The organism is Brevundimonas sp. (assembly GCF_031412435.1).
Lineage (GTDB): Bacteria > Pseudomonadota > Alphaproteobacteria > Caulobacterales > Caulobacteraceae > Brevundimonas.
The window spans coordinates 1-17,703 of record NZ_JANODA010000043.1; the positions used below are offsets into that span (position 1 = coordinate 1).

Here is a 17,703-nt window from a genome sequence, read left to right on the forward strand (position 1 = left end):
CGCATGAAGACCTCGTCCATCACCGTACGCGCAGCACGGCGACGGATGGCGTCGGGCCGGTCGCAGTAGAGGCTGTCCTTGCGGATATCGAAATACAGGGCCGACAGGTCGTTGGAGCAGAACTCCAGCACCGGACGGACCACATCCTGGAAACGGTACTCCGCATAGGCCTGACGCACCTGGCCATCCAGTTCGTGCAGGCGATGCAGGATGAAGGCCTCAAGCGGCGGCATCTGGTCGAGATCGGTCAGGCGCTCGGCCTCGTCGAAGCCTTCAAGGGCCCCCAGCAGATAGCGGACGGTGTTCCGAAGCTTGCGATAGGCATCAACCGTGGTCTGGAGGATCTGTTTCCCGATCCGCTGGTCCTCGGCATAGTCGACCAGGGCCACCCACAGACGCAGGATGTCGGCTCCGGACTCCTTGATAATGACGGCAGGGTTGGTCGTATTGCCCTTCGACTTGGACATCTTCTCCCCGTTTTCATCTTGGGTGAAGCCATGCGTCAGGACCGCATCATAGGGCGCGCGCCCCCGGGTGCCGGAGCCTTCGAGCAGGTTGGACTGGAACCAGCCGCGGTGCTGGTCCGAGCCCTCGAGATAGAGGTTGGCGGGCCAGTGGGACGGGCGGTCGCCGGTGTAGCCGTGGGCCGGGTCGCGGGTCTCCAGCGCGAAGGCGTGGGTGCAGCCCGAGTCGAACCAGACGTCGAGGATGTCCTCGATCTTCTCATAGTTGGCCGGGTCGTGCAGGCCGAGGAAGTCGCTGTCGGGCTTGGTGTACCAGGCGTCGGCGCCGCCCAGTTCGATGGCGGCGACGATGCGGGCGTCGACCTCTGCGTCATGGAGGGGGTGGCCGGTGTGTTTGTCGACGAACATGGCGAGCGGCGTGCCCCAGGCGCGCTGGCGGCTGATCAGCCAGTCGGGGCGGCCCTCGACCATCGAACGGATGCGGTTCTTGCCGGCGGCGGGGTGGAAGTCGGTCTGGTCGATGGAAGTCAGGGCCGTTTCGCGCAGGGTCGCGCCGTCGGCGTGGTCCAGCGACTGGTCCATGCGGATGAACCACTGGGGCGTGTTCCTGAAGATCACCGGGGCCTTGGAGCGCCAGCTGTGCGGATAGGAGTGTTCCAGCCGGCCGCGCGCCAGCAGGGTTCCGGCCTCGATCAGCTTGTCCATCACGGCGGGGTTGGCCGAGCCGAACTTGCCGGTCTTCTTGCCCTCGGTCTCCAGCACCTTGAGGCCGGCGAACAGGGGGACGGAGGGGTAGTAGGCGCCGTCCGGGTCGACCGTGTCGGGCACCTCGTGATGACCGTGGGCCTTCCAGACCTCATAGTCGTCCGCGCCGTGGCCCGGCGCGGTGTGGACGAAGCCGGTGCCCGCGTCGTCGGTGACGTGGTCGCCGTCGAGCAGGGGCACGTTGAAGCGGTAGCCGTCGTCCAGCTCCGCCAGCGGATGGGCGCAGACGAGGCCGGACGGGTTGAGGTCGTCCAGACGCGTCCAGGTCGCGATCTTCGCCGCCTTGAAGACCTCTTCCGCCAGCTTGTCGGCGAGGATCAGCCTGTCGCCCGGTTTGGCCCAGGGCTGGAACTCCAGATCCTGTTCCATGGCCGTGACCTCATACAGGCCATAGGCGATCTCGGGGCCGTAGCTGATCGCGCGGTTGGCCGGGATGGTCCAGGGCGTGGTCGTCCAGATGACGACGGCCGGGGTTTGGTGGCGGAAGGCCAGCAGGTCGTCGGGGTGGTCGTCGGTGGCGGCGATGACAGGGAACTTGACCCAGATCGTGGGCGAGACGTGGTCGTGATACTCGATCTCTGCGTCGGCCAGGGCGGTGCGCTCGACCGGCGACCACATGACGGGCTTGGAGCCGCGATACAGCTGGCCCGAGTTCTTGAACTTGTGGAACTCCTTCACGATGGCGGCCTCGGAGCCGTAGTCCATCGTGGCGTAGCGGTTGTCGAAATCGCCGGTGATGCCGAGGCGCAGGAACTGGGCCTTCTGAACCTCGATCCAGCCGGCGGCGTAGGTGCGGCAGGCGGCGCGGAACTCGGCCTTGGAGACCTCGTCCTTGCGGCGGCCCTTGGCGCGGTACTGTTCCTCGATCTTCCACTCGATCGGAAGGCCGTGGCAGTCCCAGCCGGGCACGAAGTCGACATCGTAGCCCAGCAGGAACCGGCTGCGGACCACGAAGTCCTTCAGCGTCTTGTTCAGGGCGTGGCCGATATGGATGTCGCCGTTGGCGTAGGGCGGGCCGTCGTGGAGGACGTAGAGCGGCGCCTTCTCGGCCTGACGCCGGGCGCGCAGGGTCGAATAGAGGTCGCCCCACTGTTCCAGGATCAGCGGTTCCTTTTGCGGAAGGCCGCCGCGCATCGGGAAGGGCGTCTCCGGCAGGAAGACGGTCTCGCGGTAGTCGCGGGTGGCGGATTCGGGAGTTTGGGCGTCGTCGGCCATGAGGTCGGTCTCAAGCAATTCTATTGGGCGTCGGGGTGAGGTCGGCTGCAGATCCCGGCGGGCGCGGAGGCGGTGAAGCCCCGTCGGCGCTACGCCGGGCGGCTAATCTCGATCGGAATGATCCGGCGCGCGTCCATGGAAGGGTCCTATCAGGGCGCGGGGGCTGGGAAAAGCGCGGGGTTTCGGTAACGTCGCTTTCACGCAGGGAGGCTGCGGAGGGGAAATGTCGATGGGTATCAGACTGACGGGCCTGGTTTGCGCCGTGCTGACGGCTGCGCCGCTGGCGGCCTGCGAGGCCAGGCCTGCCGAGAGCGCGGCGGCGGCCGCCCTGACGACGCCGGCCCAGGCCGAGGGGGCCGACAGCTTCGTGCGCGAACTCTACGCCGTCTATCACGACGATCCCGCCGTGCAGTCGGGCCAGTCGGGCGGCGTCTGGTCGGCCCGCACGAAGGATCTGTGGGACGAGAATTTCGAAGTGGCGCAGGGGGTCGGCTATCTCGGCGCCGATCCGATCTGCGCCTGTCAGGACTGGCAGAACCTGCGTGTGACATCTCTGGTTGTGACGCCGACCGGGCCGGACAGCGCCGACGCGGCGGTAGTCTTCGTCAACGGCGAGCCGCCGGAGACCGTGCGCCAGACACTGAAACTGGTGCGCGAGGACGGTCAGTGGGCGGTCGACGACATCGCCTGGGGTCAGGGGCATATGCTCGCCGGCGAACCGAATATGGTCGAGGGGCTGATGGCCTCGACCGCAGAGATGAAGTCGATGCCGGAGGAAGACCAGTGAGAGCGACGACCATGATGAAGACCCTGCTGCTTGGCGCCGCCGCGATGGCGCTGGCCGCCTGTTCGGCCGAGGGCAAGTCCGAGGCTGAGGCTGCGACAACCGCGACGGCCGCCAGCGCCGCAACGGACCAGTCGCCGGACGCCTATGTTCGCGCGCTCTACGGGCCGGGCGACCTTCCTGAAGGCGACGAGAACGCCCTGTTCTCGGCGCGGACGCGCGCCTTGATCGAAGAGACCGAAAAACTGACGCCCGAGGGCTTTGTCGGCTTCTTCGAGGCTCAGCCGATCTGCGACTGTCAGGACGGCACGCCGGTGCTGGATAGCGTCACGGCTGTCTCCACCGGGCCGGACAGCGCCGACGTCGCCGTGGTCCAGTCCTTCGCGGAACCGGGCAACGCCGTCCACCGCAAGACCTACCGCCTGGTGCGCGAAGGCGGTCAGTGGAAGATCGACGACATGACCTATCAGGACATGGGCGAGTTCCCCCAGGAGCCGCTGGTCCAGCGCCTCAAAGCCTGGATCGCCGAGGTGAAGGCCGATCCCAACGCGTTCAGCGGAGAATGACGATGCGCCTGTTCCTGACGTCTGTCGCCGCGATGACCCTCGCCGCCTGTTCGCAGGGAGAGGCGGCCAAGGAGCCTGCGAGCGCCTCGGCCTCCGCCACGGCGGGCGCGACGGCCCCCACCGGGCCGGTCTCGCGCGACCAGGTCTATGCCGCCGCCGGCGAGAGCCCCGAGGCCTTCGTGCGGACGATCTACGCCCAGTATGTCAATGGCGGGCCACAGGGCGAACAGCCGGCGCCGGGGCAGGACCCGATGTTCTCGCGCACGATGAACGCCCTGATCGGCGCCGATTTCCGGGCGGCGAACGGCGAGGTCCCGTCCCTGAACTACGACCCCTTCTGCGCCTGTCAGGACCAGGGCGATTTCGTCGTCACGGCGACGGCCGTGGCCCAGTCGGACCCGAACAATGCCGAGGCCAATGTCGCCTTCACCAATATGGGCGAGCCGAAAAACCTGAAGCTCAAACTGGTGCGCGAGGGGCCGAACTGGAAGGTCGACGATATCATCGACGGCACGACATCGCTGCACGACACCCTGATGGCGGTGGCCGAGGCGGCGGGGTGAGGCCTGATCAGAAGCGTTGGATCACGCCATTGACGTCGTCTTTGCCTCCGATCTGAATGTCGAGATGGACGGGGCGGCTGCGGCCCTGAATGGTGACGGCCCTTAGCACTGTATCTGTGACGCTCTCGCCGCCGTCGTACGACGGGGGATTGATCTCGGCCATGATCAGCCACTCGCCGTCCGGGACATTGTCAAAGGTGAACGCTCCGTCAGTCGTGCAGCGCGTCTCGCGAACGACGGAAGCCGAGACGGACGGCCATTCCCATTCAAGCGCAACGAAACCGTTCCGCCAAAAGCCGCCCGGCGCGACCTGAAGTTCGAAATTATCCGCCAGCACGAAACGGGAATGGGGCGTGTCGGGTATGAGGCGAACCCGATGACCCTCGCACGTGAGGACTTCGCGTGGCCCGTTCTGGACACCCCCGGGAACCGGCCGGGCCTTGGGTGTCGAAAGTCGGAAGACTCCAGTGACCTGGACGCCCGGCGCTGTCGCCCAGGCGTACTCGCCCGGGGCGGGCTGGCTGAGCCTTTGCGCCTGACGCTCTTGCCGAGCCCTATCAAGGGAGGCGGCGGCCATCACGACGCCGGTCACGCAGCCGGACAGGGAGGTGCTGAGGAAGGCCGCCAGGATCATTGTGGAAATCGCGGGCAGGGCGGGCCGGTCGAAATTCATGCTGCGTCTCCTCCGTTCAAGACGATTCGAGCCATCTTTGCATCGCTGTCGATCTGGGTCTTGAGGGCGTCCAGACTGTCGAAATTCATCTCGCCGCGCAGCAGGGCGACGAGGTCGGTCTCGATGGTCTGGCCGTAGAGGTCCTCGGCGAAGTCGAACAGCCAGATCTCCAGCAGGGGCTCGGCGATCTCGAACATCGGACGGACGCCGAGGTTGGCGACGCCGTCGATGATGCGGCCGTCGGGCAGGCGGGTGCGGGTGGCGTAGACCCCGTAGGCGGGGCGCATGTAGTCGCCGAGGCGCACGTTGGCGGTGGGCACGCCGATGGTGCGGCCGCGTTTTTCGCCGTGGACGACCTCGCCCTCGATGGCGAAGGGGCGGCTGAGGATGGCGGCGGCGCGAGCCATGTCGCCGGCGTTCAGGGCCTCGCGCACGGCGCTGGAGGACAGTTTCAGCCCGCCCCTGTCGTCAACGCGTTCCGTGACCGCGACCGAGAAGCCGAGCTGGCGGCCGATGCGGGCGAGGGCGTCGGGCGAGCCGGTGCGGCCCTTGCCGTAGGTGAAGTCGAACCCGACCGAGGCGTGGGTCAGGCCAAGGCCGCCTGCGAGAACGTCGCCGGCGAAGGCCTCGTCCGACATGGCGGCCATGTCCGCGTCGAAGGGCAGGAGGTAGAGGCGGTCGACGCCCAGAGATTCGAGGGCGCTGGCCATCTGGCCGGACGTCATCAGGCGGAAGGGGGCGGCCTCGGGCTGGAACCATCGGCGCGGATGCGGGTCGAAACTGACGACGGCGAGGGGGGCGCCCAGGCGCTCGGCGGCCTCGCGGGCCGAGGCGATCACGGCCTGGTGGCCCCGGTGGACGCCGTCGAAGGCGCCGAGCGCGGCGGCGGCGCCCCGTTGCGAGGCGGGCAGGTCGCGCCAGTCGCGGATGATGTCGATGGACACGGCGGGTCTGGTCAGTCCCTGGCGGGACGGCGGCGGCGGGGGACGCGCACAGTGGCCTCGCCCTCCATGATCATCTCGCCGCCGACATAGCCTTCGGTGCGCAGGATGACGCGGGCGGATTCGGGGTCCACCGAGGCCACGGTGATCTTTGCGGTCACCACATCGCCGATCCGGACCGGCTTGTGGAAGGCCAGGGACTGCGAGAGGTAGATGGCGCCTGCGCCCGGCAGGATGGTGCCGACCACGGCCGAGCCGAACGAGGCCGAGAGCAGGCCGTGGGCGATCCGGCCGCGATAGGCGGTTTTCGACGCGAAGGCCTCATCCATGTGCACCGGGTTGAAATCGTCGGAGGCCTCGGCGAACTGCTGGATGCGCTCCTCGGTGATGATCACGTCCTTGACGGCCACCATGCCGGGCGAGAGTTCTTCGAGGATGTAGCCGCCCGAGGGGTGAGGTCCGGTGTTCATCGCGCGGTGTTAGCTGCGCCGCACCGATTTGGCGAGGACTACCACTTCAGGTCCAGGGCGGCGTAGCGGGCGTAAGCCGTCTCCGGCGTCAGGAGGGCGGCGGCGCGGGCGGGGTCGATCAGGCCGTCGTCGCCCCGGGCGGCGTCGCCGTGGATGCCCTGGGCGATGAACAGGCAGTCAAGCGCCTGCTGGTTGGCGCCCAAGACGTCGGTGATGACGCCGTCGCCGATGCAGAGGACGCGGGAGCGGTCGACGGGGCGGCCCATCAGTTGTTCCGCCTCGGTCAGGGCCAGGGCGTAGATCGGGCCGTAGGGCTTGCCGGCCATGGTCACCCGGCCGCCGAGCGATTCGTAGACATCGGCCAAGGCGCCGCCGCAGTAGATGATCCTGTCGCCGCGCTGGACGATGCGGTCGGGGTTGGCGCAGATCAGCTCGAGATCGCGGGCGGCCGCCTCGGTCAGCTGTTCGGCATAGTGCTGGGGCGTCTCGGTCTCGTCGTCGATCATGCCGGTGACCGACAGGAAGGCGGCGTCGGCGACGCCGGTCGCGCGCTCCAGGTCCAGGCCTTCGTAGAGGATGTCGTCGCGGGCGGGGCCGATGATCAGGGCCGGGCCGGGGGCGCGGCGGGCCAGCTCCATCCGGGTGGCGTCGCCCGAGGTGACGAAGGCCTTCCAGCTGTCGCGCGGGACGCCGAGGCCGTCGAGCTGGGCGATGACATCGGACGCCGGCCGGGGCGAGTTGGAGATCAGGACGACGTGGCCGCCCTGTTCATTGAACTTCGTCAGGGCCTCGCAGGCCTCGGGCCAGCTCTCGCGGCCATTGTGGATCACGCCCCAGACGTCGCAGAGCAGGACGTCATAGTCGGCGGCGACGGAGGACAGGCCGGGGAGAGCGTGGGGCTGGGTCATGGCCCCTGAATAGGGCGGGCGGGCTTCAGGGGCTAGCGTGCGATGCGGATGATGGCGCCCTCGGCCGCGTCGGAGACGCCGTCGGCGAGGTCGCGGACGACGAGGGCGGCGGCCTCCAGCCCGTGATGCTCGACGATGCGGATCCACGGCGAGGCGGGGTCGACGACGCGCTCGAAGAAGGCGGCCTGGTCGGCGAGGAAGCGGTCGTAGAAGGCGTGCAGCGTGCCGCGCTCGCGGTGCCGGTCCAGGCAGGTGGCGGCGAAGAAGAAGACCGGCTTCGGCCCGACCAGAGCCGGATCGTCCATGGTGAAGCTGTCGCTTTGGGTCGAGCCGACGAGGCAGTCGTATTTCAGGTCATCGCCGAAATGCGCGTGGACGCGGCGGCGCAGGTCCGCGTCGCCGGCGAGGTCGAGATAGAGGGTCGGGACACCGGTCGGCAGGCGTTCGACCTCGTCATATCCGTGGACGGCCCCATAGGCGCCGAGCCCTTCCACGAAGGCGCGGTTGCGGGCGCCGGTCAGGGCGACCAGTTCCACATCGTCGGCGGCCAGACAGTGGGCGGCGCCATAGGCGGTCTTGGACGAGGCGCTGGAGACGACGATTCGTTTCGCGCCGAAGAAGCCGGCGTCGCGCAGGAAGTCGACGGTCGTGTAGGAGGTCACGAACAGGGGCCGGAACAGGGCCTCGGCGTTCTCCAGCGCCGGGGAATAGTGGCGGTCGGCGGCGCACAGGACATAGCGGTTGTAGATGTCGGGCACGGCCTTTCTCCACGGCGAGGCGTCGGCGAATCCGCCCCGGCTGACCTTTTCAGCCTGGACCAGAAGGGTGTCGGCCATCGGGAAATAGCCGAAGACCCGGGCGCCGACCTCGACGCCTGGGGCGCGGGAGGCCGCGACGTCGGCGAAGCCCCAGACGGGCATCATGCCATAGGCGTCGTCGCCGGTCGGGAAGACCTTCCAGTAGCCGATGGCGTCGCCATAGGCGGCGTAGGTGATGTTGTTGGTCGTCAGGGAGAACCGGTCCAGAGCCAGGACGACCTCGCCCTCGGCGAGATCTGTCGGGGCGGGGTTCGGCGCGATCAGGGTCTCGCGCAGGGACGACTTCAGGGTCATCAGGCGGCGGTCGGTGTCGGACATGGCGCTCTCCCGGTGGTTTGTCGACGACCGTAGCGGCAAATCCGGTTGACGTAGGAGAAGGGTCGCAGCGGGCGTTGGCGGCGGGCGCCGGGCCTGCTAACCGGACGCCCATGAAGATCCCCCGCATCGCCTGGGCCGCCTACGGCTTCGCCCTCTTCGTCATCGTGCTCGACCAGCTGACCAAGTTCTGGATCCTGGAAGGCCTGGACCTGCGCGAGGTCGGTCGGGTGCTGATCGCCCCGCCGATCCTGAACTTTTCCTATGTCGAGAACGACGGCGTCAGTTTCGGCCTGTTCGGCGGCGGCTCGGGACGGTGGATACTCAGCCTCTTCCCCCTGGTCGTGGCGGGCTTCCTCGGCTGGTGGGCCCTGAAAGCCGAACGTCGCACCCTGATCGCCGCGATCGGCCTGGTCATCGGCGGCGCCCTGGGCAACGCCATCGACCGGATCCAGTACGGCTATGTCGTGGACTTCATCGATTTTTCGGGCACGGGGGTGTTCCCCTGGGTCTTCAACGTCGCCGACAGCGCCATCAACATCGGCGTCCTGCTGCTGATTATCGACAGCGTGAGGTCGGAACGGAAGCCGGCCGTTGGCGCGGCCCACGAAAAGGCGTAATCACCCGCTCTTTCCTGCACTACACACTCGTCTGACCTGGGCGCTGAATCCGCGCCGGAGCCGAACCGACCCATGCGAACCGCCCGTATCCTGACCGTTTCCGCCATCGCCGTCTCGGCCGTCGCCCTGACCGCCTGTGGGGGCCTGCGCCAGTCCATCGGCCTGACCAAGGTCGTGCCGGACGAGTTTCTGACCGTGTCCTCCGCCCCGCTGACCGTGCCGCCGGAATACGGCCTGCGTCCGCCCGCGCCGGGCCAGCCGCGCCCGCAGGAGCTCGCTCCGGAAAGCGCCGCCCGCCAGATCCTGCTGGGTCAGCGTCAGGCCGTGACCCGGACGCCGGGGGAACAGGCCCTGGTCACCGCGGCCGGCGCCGATCGCGCCGACCCCCTGGCCCGCTATGTCATCGACGACGAGTTCGGCGATCTGGCGCACAAGGAAGAAAGCTTCGCCAACCGCATCCTGTTCTGGCGTCGCGACGACGCGGCCACCCAGGCCCCGACCCAGACCCAGACCGCCCAGGGCGCCGTCACCATCGACGCCGCCAGCGAGAACGCTCGCCTGCAGGCGCTGACCGGCACGCAGAGCACGATCGTGATCGCGCCCCGTCGCTCGAGCGGGTTCAAGCTGCCGGGTCTGTAAGAACTATTCCTCCCCCGTTGGGGGAGGTGGCGCGGCGCGCCTTCGCGACGTGACGGAGGGGGCTTAACCCGGACTCCGGCATGTGCGGCTAGCCCCCTCCACCACTTCGTGGTCCCCCTCCCCCAGCGGGGGAGGATTGGCTTGCCTCGGGCCTTAGACAGTCCTTATTGCAAACGGACCTCTTCCGGGACCCTTCGCATGACCTATCTTCGCTCACTCAGCCACCTGTCCGGCGTCGAACAGTTGCGGCTCAGCTTCCTCGAGGACCGGAACGCCGCGCCGATCGCGCGGACGCTCGACTACCGCATGACCGCGGTCGAGGAGGGGAGGGTGGTGTTCGAGGCCACGCCGACCCGAGCCGTCTACAATCCGATCGGCACGGTGCACGGCGGCTGGATGGCGACCCTGCTCGATTCGGCCTGCGCCTGCGCCGTGCATTCGATGCTGAAGCCGGGGCAGGCCTATACGACGCTGGAGATCAAGACGGTCTTCCACCGCGCCCTGACCGAGGGGGTGCCGGTCAGGGCCGAGGGACGGATCGTGCAGATCGGCCGGCGCGCGGGTTTCGCGGAAGCGGACCTGAAGGGCCTCGACGGCAAACTGTATGCGACGGCGACCTCGACCTGTCTGGTAATGGAAGTCGGGTAGGCGCGCCCGGGAGGTTTGCCCCATCCGGCGACGCCCGCTAGAGCATCCGCTTCCCTGAAGCCTGCCCCAAAGACCGCGCCATGCACGATATCCGAGCCATTCGAGACAACCCCGGCCACTTCGTCGCCGGCTGGTCGTCGCGCGGCGTGGAGGATGCGCAGGCGCTCGTTGAGCAGATCCTGAGCCTCGATACCGAACTGCGCGCCGCCCAGACGGCGGGGCAGGAGGCGCTGGCCAAGCGCAATGCGGCCTCCAAATTGATCGGCGCCGCGATGGGCCGCAAGGACATGGAGGAGGCTGACCGGCTGAAGGCCGAGGTGGAGACGCTGAAGGGCGACATCGCGAGCCACGGCGAGATCGAGGCGGCCAAGGGGGCCGAATTGCGCGGTCTCCTGGCGGCGCAGAAGAACCTCGCGGCCGACGACGTGCCGGACGGCGAGGACGAGGCGGGCAATGTCGAGACCTCGCGCTGGGGCACGCCGCGCGCGGGTGGACCGGCCAAGGATCACGCCGACCTGGGCGAGGCCATGGGGCTGCTGGACTTCGAGGCGGCGGCGCGGATGTCGGGCGCGCGGTTTGCGGTTCTGAAGGGCGGGCTGGCGCGGCTGGAACGCGCCGTCGGCCAGTTCATGCTCGACGTGCAGACGACCGAGCACGGCTATCTGGAGGTCAATCCGCCGTATCTGGTGCGCGATGAGGCGATGTTCGGGACGGGGCAGTTGCCGAAGTTCCAGAACGACCTGTTCTTCGCTTCCAGCTTCATTGATTTTGACACGTGGGACTTTTCCCAAGCGTCCAGCGGAGTCTACGCGCCGACGCTGACGAAGATCATCAACGAGGACGGCGAAACGCTATTGGGTGTGCCGTCCTATGAGGCGCTGGCTCGTCGGCACTGGCTCATCCCCACCGCCGAAGTCTCCCTGACCAACCTCGTGCGTGAGCAGATCACGCTAGAGGAGGAACTGCCGCTGCGGCTGACGGCCCTAACGCCGTGCTTCCGGGCCGAGGCGGGGTCGGCGGGGCGGGATACGCGGGGGCTGATCCGCCAGCACCAGTTCCACAAGGTCGAACTGGTCTCCATCACCACGCCGGACAAGTCCGACGAGGAACACGAGCGGATGACGACCTGCGCCGAGGCGGTGCTCCAGAAGCTGGAGCTGCCCTATCGCCGGATGCTGCTGTGCAAGGGCGACATGGGCTTCTCGGCGAAGAAGACGTTCGACCTCGAGGTCTGGCTGCCGTCGCAGGGGACCTATCGCGAAATCAGCTCGGTCTCGAACTGCGGGGACTTCCAGGCCCGGCGGATGGACGCGCGGTTCAAGCGCAAGGAAGGCAAGCCGGAGTTCGTTCACACCCTGAACGGCTCGGGCCTGGCCGTCGGGCGGACCCTGGTGGCGATCATGGAGAACTATCAGGACGAGGGCGGGAAGATCGCCGTGCCGGCGGCCCTGCTGCCCTATATGGGCGGGGCGACGCACGTCGGTTGAGGCCGGCGCTCACCGGTTTTGTGATCGGGCGTAAGGTGGATCGGGGATCGGCGGCGTCCTATCTTCGTTCCACCCGAGGAAGCCTGCGCCTCGCCGCCTGCGAGGCCGCTCGAACAGGAGTTGCTCCATGAGCCTGATCGCCGCCGCCCTGGCCCTGTCGCTGTCCGCCGCCGCGCCCGTGGCCGAGGTCCAGCCCGCCCCGACCCCGACGACGTTCGAGGGCTGGATCAACTTTTCCGGCGAGGAATTCCAGCTGATCGAGAGCGAGAACCGCTATCGCGCAGGCACGCGTCGACCCTGCATCTCCGGGTCCCTGCCGCGCGACCTGCAACGGATGTCGGCCTCGACCATCGGCCGCCAGAAGGTGCGCGTCACAGGCACGACGATGGAATGGTCCGACGACCTGCCGGGCGACCGCTATGAGTACGAGGGATCGGTCCTGCGCAACGAGTGCGAGGGCGCCTTCGTGATTCTCGGCACGGACATCGCCGTCATCCAATAGTCGGCTGCCCTTGCGGATCAGCCCCGTTTTCGTCATTCCGGGCGGAGGCGCGCAGCGCCGCAGACCCGGAACCCAGCGGCGCGCGAGAGCGCGAAACTGTCGCGCACGCGCTCGCTGAGACATTTCGCCTTCGCTTCGCTTCGGCGCCGCTGGGTTCCGGGTCTCCGCTGCGCTTCGCCCGGAATGACGAAAGATAAAATGCGCATCCTGCTGACCAACGACGACGGCATCGAGGCCGAGGGCCTGGCCTGTCTGGAGCGGATCGCGCGGACGCTATCCGACGACGTCTGGATCGTCGCGCCGCACGAGGAACAGTCGGGCAAGGGGCGGGGGATCACCCTGACCGAGCCGCTGCGGGTCAACCGGTTTGGCGACAAGCGGTTCTCGGTCACGGGGACGCCGACCGACTGTGTGGTCCTGGCCGTCAACGACCTGATGGATTCCAAGCCGGATCTCGTGCTGTCGGGCGTCAATCGCGGGCACAATGTGGGCGAGGACTGCTCCTATTCCGGCACGGTCGCGGGTGCGCTGCAGGGGATGGCCTTCGGGATCCGGTCGATCGCCCTGTCCCAGTCGCTGGAGCGGTTCCACGACGAGGTCACCGCCCACTGGGAGACGGCCGAGGCCTTTGCCCCGCCGATCATCAGCCGTCTGCTGGCCGAGACCTGGCAGGACGGGGTGGTGATGAACCTGAACTTCCCCGCCCGCCCGCCGGAGGATGTGAAGGCGGTCGAGGTGACCGTGCAGGGCTTCCGCCAGGCCGGAGAGATGCATGCGGTCAAGCGCACCGACCTGCGCGGGCGCGACTATTACTGGATGAGCTTCCGCGGCACGAAACAGGACCATGCGCCGGGGACCGACCTGCGGGCCATGGACGACGGCAGGATCTCGGTCACGCCCCTGCATATCGACCTGACGCACAGGGCCAGCGTCCATGACCTGAAGGGCGTCCTGGGCGGGGCGCCGCCGAGGTCGCTGGCGGGATGAACCTCAAGGACGACAGGGCGGGGCGGCTGATCCTGTCGCTGCGGCAGCAGGGGGTCACCGATCCCCGGGTGCTGGCGGCGATGGAATCGATCGACCGCGCCGTGTTCGTGCACGAGAAATTCCTCGATCAGGCCTGGGAGGATCAGGCCCTGCCGATCGACTGCGCCCAGACGATCAGCCAGCCCTATATCGTCGGCTTGATGACCCAGGCGCTGGAGGTCGAACCGCGCCACCGGGTGCTCGAGATTGGTACGGGCAGCGGCTACCAGTGCGCGGTGCTGTCGCGGCTGGCCCGCTATGTCTATTCCGTCGAACGCTATCGCAGCCTGCTGGTGGAGGCCGAAGGCCGGTTGCGGCGGCTGGAGATCGACAACGTCATCACCAGACACTCCGACGGCGGACTTGGCTGGCCGGAACAGGCGCCGTTCGACCGGATCATGGTCACGGCCGCCTCGCCGACCGAGCCGACCGAGTTGCTGAAACAGCTGAAGCCGGGCGGGGTGCTGGTCGCGCCTGTGGGCCGGACTTCGGTGCAGATGCTGCATCGCTATACTGGGCAGGAGGACGGGTCGTTCAGGCGCGAGAGCCTGTGCGAGGTCCGGTTCGTGCCCCTGGTCGAGGGGACGGCCAAGGAGGGGTAGCCGGGGCCCCGTTAACCTCTCCGCCCCACTTTCGCGCGCTTTGGCGGGTTGGCTTATGGGCTTCGGCGGGGCATGTCGAACAAGGTGAACGGGGAGCGGCGGATGCGCATTTCTAACTGGATCAGGGCGGCGGCGATCGCCTTCGCAGGCATGGCGGCCACGGCCTGCGCCAGCTATCCGGAAGCTCCGCGGTATTCGACCCGACCGATGGAGGGCTATGGCGCGCCCGGCGCGCGGCCGGTCGATCCCTATGGCGCCCCCCCCCAGCCGCCGGTCTATGAGGCGCCGCCGCCCCTGACCGCGCCGACCGAGCGGATCGAGGGCGGAGCTCTGCCGCCGCCGTCGTCGTCGGCCTCGAACAACTATCCGCCGCCGCCGGCCTACAACCCCCCGGCCTACGCCCCGCCGCCGCCCGCGACCTCGCCGTCCTATGTGACGCCCAGCGCGCCGATGAGCGTCAGCGCCGGCGCGGCCTATGTCATCCAGCCGGGCGACACGATCTCCGGCGTCGGGCGTCGCTTCCAGACGCCGGTGCAGAACCTGATCGACCTCAACGGTCTGGGGCCGCGCGGCGCGATCACCGTGGGCCAGTCGATCATCCTGCCCGACAGCGCGCTGGACACCGGTCCTGATCCCTATGCGACCGGTCCCGCGCCCGTCGGCGTCATGGTGCCCGAGAACGGGGTGATTCCCCCGCCGCCTCCGCCGCCGTCCGGCAATCCGTCCGCGCCGCCGCCGCCGCGCCAGCCCGCAGCGACCGGATCGACCGGCGTCGCGCCCGCAGGCGCCGCCTTCCAGTGGCCGGTCCGGGGCGAGGTCGTGCGCCGCTTCGGACCCGTGGGTCTGGGCGAGCGCAACAACGGCATCAACATCGGCGCGGGCGCCGGTGAGCCGGTCAACGCCGCAGCCGGCGGCCGCGTGGCCTATGTCGGCGATCTGGTGGGGCAGGGGCTGACGGTCCTGATCATCCACCGCGACGGCTGGCGGACCGTCTATGGCCATCTGGGTTCGGCGACGGTCGACGACGGCGCCGACGTGCGTGCGGGCCAGCAGATCGGCACCGTGGGCCTGACGGCGGGCGACGGTCGTCCCTCGATCCACTTCGAGACCCGGCGGATGCAGGGCGACGAGCCGGTGGCCATCGATCCGTTGACTGTTTTGCCACGGTAGCGAAGCCGATCCATCACGCCGCGTTGCAATCCCGGAGTCCCGGCCCTAGGTTCCGCGCCTTGTTTTAAACGGGCGCCCGCAAGCGGCTGCCTCATCCCCCGGGGACCAACCAAATGACACCCACTGGTGAAGGCGGCCTGGTGGCCATGATCGTGCAGTTCCTGCCGTTCGTCGCGATCTTCGTGCTGTTCTACTTCCTGCTGATCCGTCCGCAGCAGAAGCGCGCCAAGGAACATGCCGCCCTGATCGCGGCCGTGAAGCGCGGCGACACCGTCGTCCTGTCATCGGGCATGATCGGCAAGGTCACCCGCGTCGAAGAGGCCGAGGTCAACATCGAGATCGCGCCCAGCGTCAACGTGCGGGTGGTCAAGGGCATGATCGCCGAGGTGCGCAACCGCACCGCCATCGCCGCGAACGACGCCAAGGCCTGAGCCTCGGCTCGCTGAACCGGAACACCGTCCATGATTCAGCTGTCGCGCTGGAAAGTCATCCTTGTCGTCCTGTCGCTCGTCTTCGGCGTGCTGCTGGCCTTCCCGAACGCCCTGTCTCCGGCGCAGCGGGCGGCTCTGCCCGGCTGGCTGCCCAAGAACGCGCTGAACCTGGGCCTCGACCTGCAGGGCGGGTCGTACCTGCTGCTCGAAGTCGACGTGGAGGCGATGCGCACCAAGCGTATCGACAATTTGATCGAGGATGTCCGCGTCGCTCTGCGCGAAGGCGGCATCGCCACGAACCAGATCTCGCGTGAAGCGGGCGGCGCGGTGGTCACCCTGGCCGACCCGGCCCGTCAGGACGCGGCCTACACGGCGCTGCAGGCCCTCGTCGGCCCTGTGAACGCCAGCGGTGCGGCGGAACGTCAGGTCCAGCGTGTCGGTCCCGACCGCGTTCGCCTGGCCTTCACCCAGGCGACACTGGATTCGATGGGCGCGACGGCGGTGGATCAGTCCATCGAGGTCGTGCGTCGTCGCATCGACAGCCTCGGCACCCGCGAACCCTCCATCACCCGCCAGGGCGCCGAGCGCATCGTCGTCCAGGCGCCGGGCGAGAGCGATCCCGAGAAGCTCAAGGACATCATTGGCCAGACCGCCAAGCTCACCTTCCAGATGGTGGACGACAGCGTCACCCCGGAGGAGGCCGCCGCGGGCCGCATCCCGCCGGGCTCGCAGCTGCTGCCCAGCGAGGAGGGTGGCGCCCTGCTGGTGAAGAAGCGCGCCCTGGTCACCGGCGAAATGCTCACCGACGCCAGTCAGGCCTTCGACTCCCAGACCGGCGAGGCGATCGTCAACTTCCGCTTCAACGGCCAAGGCGCGCGCCGGTTCGGCGACGCCACGGCCCAGAATCTCGGCAAGCGATTCGCCATCGTGCTGGACAACCGGGTCATCTCCGCCCCGGTGATCCAGAGCGCCATCACCGGCGGCTCTGGCCAGATCAGTGGCAACTTCACGCCGGAGAGCGCCAACAACCTGGCCATCCTGCTGCGGGCCGGCGCCCTGCCGGCGCCCCTCAGCGTCGAGCAGCAACAGACCGTGGGCGCCGAACTGGGCGCCGACGCCGTCCAGGCCGGCAAGATCTCCACGGCCGTCGGCTTCATGGCGATCCTGGTCTTCATGCTGCTGTCCTACGGGTTCCTGTTCGGCGGGATTTCCGTGATCGCCCTGTTGGTCAACGGCCTGCTGATTGTCGCCACCCTGTCGGTCACCCAGGCCACCCTCACCCTGCCGGGGATCGCGGGCCTGATTCTCACCCTGGCGGTGGCTGTGGACGCCAATGTGCTGATCTACGAGCGCATGCGTGACGAATTCAGGTCCGGGCGTCCGGTGCTGTCAGCCATGGACGCGGGCTTCTCGCGCGCCATGACGACGATCATCGACGCGAACGTCACGACGATCCTGGCGGCCCTGATCATGTTCCAGTTCGGGTCCGGCCCGGTCCGGGGCTTCGCCTGGACCCTGTCCATCGGCGTCCTGACGTCTGTCTTCTCGGCCGTCGTGATCACCCAGTTCCTGCTGTCGATCTGGTTCCGCCGGGTTCGCCCCAAGACCCTGCCGATCGTTTAGGGAGACGCCGACATGTCCAAGTACTGGCCTCTCATCAAGGTGCTCCCGATCAAGACGAACTTCCGGTTCGTCGCGTTTTCCCGCATCGCGGCCTTCGTCTCGGCGGTCGCGGTGGTGGTGTCGCTCGGCTTCACCCTGTTCCCCTTCCAGCCGCCGTGCGGCGGCCTGTACTGCGGGATCGACTTCAAGGGCGGAACCCTGCTGGAGGTTTCCACGGCCCCCAAGGCTGTGGATCTGAGTCTGGCCCGGAAGACTCTGGAGGCGCAGAACATCGGCGACGTCCAGGTTCAGGCCTTCGGCGAGCCGACCACGGCCATGATCCGCTTCCAGACCCCCGAGGGCGGCGAGCCCGCGGTGGCGGTGGACAAGGTCAAGGCCGCCCTGGTCGACGCGCTCGGGCCCATGACCTTCCAGCGTGCGGACGTGGTCGGCCCCAAGGTTTCGGGCGAGCTGTTCCAGAGCGGGATCCTGGC

19 protein-coding genes and 1 pseudogene are annotated in these 17,703 nt (G+C 68.2%); 14 read left to right on the forward strand and 6 right to left on the reverse strand.

Annotation, left to right across the window (positions count from 1 at the left end):
- Positions 1 to 2,444, reverse strand: a 2,444-nt coding sequence (gene ileS / locus RMO01_RS08115; protein ID WP_309628541.1) for an isoleucine--tRNA ligase, incomplete at its 3' end; no start/stop codon positions are given.
- Between the two features lie 229 nt (positions 2,445 to 2,673).
- On the opposite strand from ileS, the gene RMO01_RS08120 reads away from it, so the two are divergent.
- Genes RMO01_RS08120 through RMO01_RS08130 form a run of 3 tightly spaced genes read left to right on the forward strand, consistent with a single transcriptional unit; the run spans position 2,674 to position 4,357 of the window.
- The gene (locus RMO01_RS08120; RefSeq protein ID WP_309628542.1) at positions 2,674 to 3,231 is read left to right on the forward strand and encodes a DUF3828 domain-containing protein; all 558 of its coding nucleotides are present in this window, start codon (positions 2,674 to 2,676) and stop codon (positions 3,229 to 3,231) included.
- Positions 3,232 to 3,242: 11 nt separating this feature from the next.
- Positions 3,243 to 3,794, forward strand: a complete 552-nt coding sequence (locus tag RMO01_RS08125) for a DUF3828 domain-containing protein (protein ID WP_309628543.1) — start codon at positions 3,243 to 3,245, stop codon at positions 3,792 to 3,794.
- 2 nt (positions 3,795 to 3,796) lie between these two features.
- Positions 3,797 to 4,357: a DUF3828 domain-containing protein gene (locus RMO01_RS08130; RefSeq protein WP_309628544.1), complete on the forward strand. Its 561-nt coding sequence runs from the start codon at positions 3,797 to 3,799 to the stop codon at positions 4,355 to 4,357.
- A 7-nt stretch (positions 4,358 to 4,364) separates the two neighbouring features.
- On the opposite strand, the gene RMO01_RS08135 is transcribed toward RMO01_RS08130, so the two are convergent.
- The 5 genes from RMO01_RS08135 to RMO01_RS08155 are packed head-to-tail and all read right to left on the reverse strand — an operon-like array spanning position 4,365 to position 8,485.
- Positions 4,365 to 5,030, reverse strand: a complete 666-nt coding sequence (locus tag RMO01_RS08135) for a hypothetical protein (protein ID WP_309628545.1) — start codon at positions 5,028 to 5,030, stop codon at positions 4,365 to 4,367.
- Positions 5,027 to 5,974 (reverse strand): bifunctional riboflavin kinase/FAD synthetase, encoded by a 948-nt coding sequence (locus RMO01_RS08140; RefSeq protein ID WP_309628546.1) that lies wholly within the window; start codon positions 5,972 to 5,974, stop codon positions 5,027 to 5,029. Before RMO01_RS08140 ends, RMO01_RS08135 begins: the two co-directional genes overlap by 4 nt.
- Before the next feature lie 11 nt (positions 5,975 to 5,985).
- On the reverse strand, positions 5,986 to 6,441 hold the full coding sequence (locus tag RMO01_RS08145; protein WP_309628547.1) for a MaoC family dehydratase: 456 nt from the start codon (positions 6,439 to 6,441) through the stop codon (positions 5,986 to 5,988).
- 38 nt (positions 6,442 to 6,479) lie between these two features.
- Positions 6,480 to 7,349: a TIGR01459 family HAD-type hydrolase gene (locus RMO01_RS08150; protein WP_309628548.1), complete on the reverse strand. Its 870-nt coding sequence runs from the start codon at positions 7,347 to 7,349 to the stop codon at positions 6,480 to 6,482.
- Positions 7,350 to 7,381: 32 nt separating this feature from the next.
- Complete coding sequence (locus tag RMO01_RS08155; RefSeq protein ID WP_309628549.1) at positions 7,382 to 8,485, reverse strand: DUF2855 family protein; 1,104 nt, start codon at positions 8,483 to 8,485, stop codon at positions 7,382 to 7,384.
- Positions 8,486 to 8,595: 110 nt separating this feature from the next.
- On the opposite strand from RMO01_RS08155, the gene lspA reads away from it, so the two are divergent.
- From lspA to RMO01_RS08210, 11 genes and pseudogenes are all read left to right on the forward strand, one after another.
- Positions 8,596 to 9,102 (forward strand): signal peptidase II, encoded by a 507-nt coding sequence (lspA, locus tag RMO01_RS08160; protein WP_309628550.1) that lies wholly within the window; start codon positions 8,596 to 8,598, stop codon positions 9,100 to 9,102.
- A gap of 72 nt (positions 9,103 to 9,174) precedes the next feature.
- Positions 9,175 to 9,741, forward strand: a complete 567-nt coding sequence (locus tag RMO01_RS08165) for a DUF3035 domain-containing protein (RefSeq protein WP_309628551.1) — start codon at positions 9,175 to 9,177, stop codon at positions 9,739 to 9,741.
- A gap of 198 nt (positions 9,742 to 9,939) precedes the next feature.
- On the forward strand, positions 9,940 to 10,389 hold the full coding sequence (locus RMO01_RS08170; RefSeq protein ID WP_309628552.1) for a PaaI family thioesterase: 450 nt from the start codon (positions 9,940 to 9,942) through the stop codon (positions 10,387 to 10,389).
- Positions 10,390 to 10,469: 80 nt separating this feature from the next.
- Positions 10,470 to 11,876: a serine--tRNA ligase gene (gene serS, locus RMO01_RS08175; RefSeq protein ID WP_309628553.1), complete on the forward strand. Its 1,407-nt coding sequence runs from the start codon at positions 10,470 to 10,472 to the stop codon at positions 11,874 to 11,876.
- A 127-nt stretch (positions 11,877 to 12,003) separates the two neighbouring features.
- Complete coding sequence (locus tag RMO01_RS08180; protein ID WP_309628554.1) at positions 12,004 to 12,378, forward strand: hypothetical protein; 375 nt, start codon at positions 12,004 to 12,006, stop codon at positions 12,376 to 12,378.
- Between the two features lie 198 nt (positions 12,379 to 12,576).
- Positions 12,577 to 13,365 carry a 5'/3'-nucleotidase SurE gene (gene surE, locus RMO01_RS08185; RefSeq protein ID WP_309628555.1) on the forward strand — a complete coding sequence of 263 codons (789 nt, stop codon included), beginning with the start codon at positions 12,577 to 12,579 and terminating at the stop codon, positions 13,363 to 13,365.
- Entirely contained in the window at positions 13,362 to 14,006 is a 645-nt protein-coding gene (locus RMO01_RS08190) for a protein-L-isoaspartate(D-aspartate) O-methyltransferase (RefSeq protein ID WP_309628556.1), read from the forward strand. Before surE ends, RMO01_RS08190 begins: the two co-directional genes overlap by 4 nt.
- A gap of 102 nt (positions 14,007 to 14,108) precedes the next feature.
- Positions 14,109 to 15,176, forward strand: coding sequence for a peptidoglycan DD-metalloendopeptidase family protein (locus RMO01_RS08195; RefSeq protein ID WP_309628557.1), 1,068 nt, complete (start codon positions 14,109 to 14,111; stop codon positions 15,174 to 15,176).
- Positions 15,177 to 15,289: 113 nt separating this feature from the next.
- Complete coding sequence (gene yajC / locus RMO01_RS08200; RefSeq protein WP_309628558.1) at positions 15,290 to 15,607, forward strand: preprotein translocase subunit YajC; 318 nt, start codon at positions 15,290 to 15,292, stop codon at positions 15,605 to 15,607.
- Between the two features lie 30 nt (positions 15,608 to 15,637).
- Positions 15,638 to 17,230 (forward strand): protein translocase subunit SecD, encoded by a 1,593-nt coding sequence (secD, locus tag RMO01_RS08205; protein ID WP_309628559.1) that lies wholly within the window; start codon positions 15,638 to 15,640, stop codon positions 17,228 to 17,230.
- 12 nt (positions 17,231 to 17,242) lie between these two features.
- Positions 17,243 to 17,703: pseudogene (locus RMO01_RS08210) on the forward strand (protein translocase subunit SecF); the annotation flags it as partial.

What these genes read in the sequence shown, in the direction of transcription:
- RMO01_RS08120 (WP_309628542.1), top strand. Translation starts at nt 2,674, where the DNA reads ATGGGTATCAGACTGACGGGCCTGGTTTGCGCCGTGCTGACGGCTGCG.
- RMO01_RS08125 (WP_309628543.1), top strand. Translation starts at nt 3,243, where the DNA reads ATGATGAAGACCCTGCTGCTTGGCGCCGCCGCGATGGCGCTGGCCGCC.
- RMO01_RS08130 (WP_309628544.1), top strand. Translation starts at nt 3,797, where the DNA reads ATGCGCCTGTTCCTGACGTCTGTCGCCGCGATGACCCTCGCCGCCTGT.
- RMO01_RS08135 (WP_309628545.1), bottom strand. Translation starts at nt 5,030, where the DNA reads ATGAATTTCGACCGGCCCGCCCTGCCCGCGATTTCCACAATGATCCTG.
- RMO01_RS08145 (WP_309628547.1), bottom strand. Translation starts at nt 6,441, where the DNA reads ATGAACACCGGACCTCACCCCTCGGGCGGCTACATCCTCGAAGAACTC.
- RMO01_RS08150 (WP_309628548.1), bottom strand. Translation starts at nt 7,349, where the DNA reads ATGACCCAGCCCCACGCTCTCCCCGGCCTGTCCTCCGTCGCCGCCGAC.
- RMO01_RS08155 (WP_309628549.1), bottom strand. Translation starts at nt 8,485, where the DNA reads ATGTCCGACACCGACCGCCGCCTGATGACCCTGAAGTCGTCCCTGCGC.
- lspA (WP_309628550.1), top strand. Translation starts at nt 8,596, where the DNA reads ATGAAGATCCCCCGCATCGCCTGGGCCGCCTACGGCTTCGCCCTCTTC.
- RMO01_RS08165 (WP_309628551.1), top strand. Translation starts at nt 9,175, where the DNA reads ATGCGAACCGCCCGTATCCTGACCGTTTCCGCCATCGCCGTCTCGGCC.
- RMO01_RS08170 (WP_309628552.1), top strand. Translation starts at nt 9,940, where the DNA reads ATGACCTATCTTCGCTCACTCAGCCACCTGTCCGGCGTCGAACAGTTG.
- serS (WP_309628553.1), top strand. Translation starts at nt 10,470, where the DNA reads ATGCACGATATCCGAGCCATTCGAGACAACCCCGGCCACTTCGTCGCC.
- RMO01_RS08180 (WP_309628554.1), top strand. Translation starts at nt 12,004, where the DNA reads ATGAGCCTGATCGCCGCCGCCCTGGCCCTGTCGCTGTCCGCCGCCGCG.
- surE (WP_309628555.1), top strand. Translation starts at nt 12,577, where the DNA reads ATGCGCATCCTGCTGACCAACGACGACGGCATCGAGGCCGAGGGCCTG.
- RMO01_RS08190 (WP_309628556.1), top strand. Translation starts at nt 13,362, where the DNA reads ATGAACCTCAAGGACGACAGGGCGGGGCGGCTGATCCTGTCGCTGCGG.
- RMO01_RS08195 (WP_309628557.1), top strand. Translation starts at nt 14,109, where the DNA reads ATGCGCATTTCTAACTGGATCAGGGCGGCGGCGATCGCCTTCGCAGGC.
- yajC (WP_309628558.1), top strand. Translation starts at nt 15,290, where the DNA reads ATGACACCCACTGGTGAAGGCGGCCTGGTGGCCATGATCGTGCAGTTC.
- secD (WP_309628559.1), top strand. Translation starts at nt 15,638, where the DNA reads ATGATTCAGCTGTCGCGCTGGAAAGTCATCCTTGTCGTCCTGTCGCTC.